At 66.2% G+C, this 2,042-nt stretch carries 2 protein-coding genes and 1 pseudogene; all 3 read left to right on the top strand.

Features of this window, described 5'->3' with window-relative positions; genetic code table 11:
* Window positions 1-867: RNase H family protein (locus tag ADBZ5U_RS16035; RefSeq protein ID WP_526811854.1), on the top strand; the 867-nt coding region annotated here is incomplete at its 5' end.
* A 132-nt stretch (window positions 868-999) separates the two neighbouring features.
* Window positions 1,000-1,749 carry a hypothetical protein gene (locus ADBZ5U_RS16030; RefSeq protein WP_526811852.1) on the top strand — a complete coding sequence of 250 codons (750 nt, stop codon included), beginning with the start codon at window positions 1,000-1,002 and terminating at the stop codon, window positions 1,747-1,749.
* Window positions 1,739-2,042, top strand: a pseudogene (locus tag ADBZ5U_RS16025) (hypothetical protein); the annotation flags it as partial. The gene ADBZ5U_RS16030 and the pseudogene ADBZ5U_RS16025, both read left to right, overlap by 11 nt.

The following is a 2,042-nucleotide window of genomic DNA, read 5'->3' as shown; positions in this document are numbered from 1 at the left end:
CACGCGGTGGAGAAGTACACCGATCAGGAGTGGTCGGGCACAGTCCAGGCACTCTCTGCCGACACGGCTCTGCTGGACGTCTTTGTCCAGATCCGCTGCGATATCCCCTTCGAGGATCGACTTCGGTTCCTGGTGAAGGTGCCCCGCACGAGCGCGGTGTGGACCTACCAGAGCGAGATCAGGGCCGCCCTTCCGCGGTGCACCGTGCAGGGGCCATCGCGCGACGACGCCGAGTTGATGGCCGCGGCCCATTCCGGGCTGGCAGCCGTTGAAGCTGCGGCGGCCCAGCCCGAGGACCTCACCTTGCCGCCGCTGGTGGTCTCCGCCGACGGATCGGTGCGCGGCAGGTTCTCCGGCAACGGGTGGTTGGCCTCTGACGGCCAGTACGGCCTGCGCGGTCGGATCGACACCAAGACCATCATCGGGCCCCAGTCGCCGTTGGTGGCCGAATTGCGGGCCATCGACGACGCGGTCCGCCGACTGACCCGCCGCCGACTGACGGTGTTCTGCGACAACAGCCACGCGGTGTCCATGGCACGCAAATGGATGGCCGGCGAGGACCTCCTGCCGAGGGGCTACGTCACTGAGCGGCCCGGCGGGAAAACAGCCGGCCTAGTGACCGCCAGCCGGCGGATGCACCTCAACCGTGAGCGTCTGGACATTCGGTGGATCCGCAGCCATCAGGGCGAGCCTCTCAACGAGGGCGCCGATGCCCTGGCGCGGCTGGCATCCCGCTACGTCAAGGGCGACAGCGAATTGTCGGCCGCCGCGTATCGCGAGCGGGCGGGCGGGCTCGCCAGCGCGTTTGCCGCCGAGTTCCGCCGGCGCGCTGCCGAATCCGAAACCGACGTGCTCCTCAGCGCATGATCGCCAGCTGCGCGGCTGGAAACCAGCACCCGCTTTTGCTATAATGACGGCACCGCAGTTGCCTGCATCCTCCTCCCCTGACTGGTCGAGCAGAGCCGGACGGCGGCCAATTCACACAACACCTTTGAGACTTTGGCGGTCGGCGGATTTGTCGACCTGAGCCGGCGTCTCTCAGTGTTGTCGACCCCACACACGGAAGGTGCACGCATCAACAACGACAAGAAACTGCCATGGCCCTATCCCCCGCGCCGCCATCCACCGTTGATGGAATTCAGCTTCGCCGCGCTCGGCTGGATCAACCGGGCCTCCCAAGCGGTCGGCAGTGACCGATTCGTTGAAACCGTGCACCGAGCCAGATTCAACATCGACGCGGCCGCCGCCTATGCCGTCACGCCGGCGGAGACGGCGGTGCTGGAGGGACTGTCGGCGACGTTGGAGGCGGTAGTCCAGGCCGACTCCGAGGCCAGAGCGCTTCTTGGCGAGGCGTTTTCGGAGCTGGCGGAGGCGTTCACCGCAGACGTCGATCTGTTTCTACAGACCAGCAACGAGCCCTCGGGCATGGACGAGCTACGGGTCACGTGGGGTCGCTCTGACCGCAAGGCCGGCACGACGAGTGTCCACAAGAGCGTCGAGCGGCCCGGACCGGTGTGGGTGGTGGTCGTCAAACGCGAGCGCGTCGACGAGTGGCGGGCGATGTGGTATTTCGGCACCCGTGAGTTGGCCGAGGACGGTGCACGGCGGGTGCTGGGACGAATCGGGTACGGCGGAGAGGTCCTTGAGACCGACGTTGTGGAGGGCCGCGCGTATCTGAAGGGCAGCGACATGAGCATCGGCAGCAAGCAGTTGGATCCGGAGAGCAAGGGGATGCGCAGTGAGCCGTAGAGGTAAAGCGACCGGTGTCAGCCGGGTCAACATCGTTCGCGGTACGCCCTGGAAGGACGCTCTAATCAGCGTTCTGGAACCCCGATCACCCTATCGGCCATGGCAACCCGCCGCCGGCTTCGACGCGGGCGACGCCGTTATTGCAGTTCTGGACACCGATCCGATCTCGGTGTTGGCAGGGGTGGGAATCATCGGCCCGGACGGTGACGCCGGTCGGGCACTTGCCGCCATTGACCCCTTCTACCGCAGCGGCCTGATGGAGCTGGGAACGTTGAACATGCTCGCCGACTTCA

Source organism: Mycobacterium sp. (genome assembly GCF_040398885.1).
GTDB lineage: Bacteria > Actinomycetota > Actinomycetes > Mycobacteriales > Mycobacteriaceae > Mycobacterium.
The sequence above is the reverse complement of the archived record's forward strand: the minus strand, read 5'-3'. Positions and strand labels throughout refer to the sequence as shown.